Origin of the sequence: Streptomyces sp. NPDC007095 (assembly GCF_040634475.1) — a bacterium.
Lineage (GTDB): Bacteria > Actinomycetota > Actinomycetes > Streptomycetales > Streptomycetaceae > Streptomyces.
The window spans coordinates 32,194-32,880 of the sequence record NZ_JBEYFS010000131.1; the positions used below are offsets into that span (position 1 = coordinate 32,194).

The window sequence follows — 687 nt, forward strand, 5'->3', positions numbered from 1 at the left end:
CAGGCCCTGCTTGTAGGGCTTGTCGAAGAAGCTCCAACCGCCCGCGATCGCGGTCCAGATGCACGCACAGCAGAACGCGAACGGGATCCACAGCACCAGCGAGCGGACCAGCGTGGTCTGCACGGAGGGCGTGGAGCCGTTGTCGAGGTTGGCCACGCGCAGGTTGAACAGCTTCTTGCCGAGGGTCTGACCCGACCTGCTGATCATGAGGGTGTCGTAGCCGGTGTAGAGCACCGCGGCGATCACGGACTGCCCGAAGCCCTTGCTGTACTCGATCTTGTCGGCGTTCATGTTGTACTCCATGACCCCGAACGCCCAGGACAGCAGCCACACCACGATGCCCACCAGGATCATGTCGAGGATCCTCGCCACCGTGCGTTTGCCGCTGTCGGCGAGCGGAGGCATGCCGGCCAGCGGGTCACCGCCGTAGGGACCGCCGGGGCCGTACGGGTCGCCGCCGCCGTGCGGAGGCGGCTGCTCGCCGTACGGGGAGCCGTACGGCGAGCCCTGGGGCGGTGTCGACGCCGGAGGGGTGTCGTACGGGGAGCCGCCGCCCTCGGCAGGCGGAGGCTGCTTCTTGAACGGATCCTCGTCCGGTGGCCGGCCTGAGCCCGGGGGCGGCGGTTCGCTGCTCATGGCCCGAGTCGACCGCGAACCCCGCCGCCGCGCTTCCGGCGAGCGGCCGTC

General features: G+C 69.7%; 1 protein-coding gene. It reads right to left on the bottom strand.

What is annotated here, in order from left to right; all coding sequences use genetic code 11:
* On the bottom strand, window positions 1-636 hold a 636-nt coding region (locus tag ABZ656_RS35575), incomplete at its 3' end, for an RDD family protein (RefSeq protein WP_360273556.1).
* Window positions 637-687 lie beyond the last annotated feature (51 nt).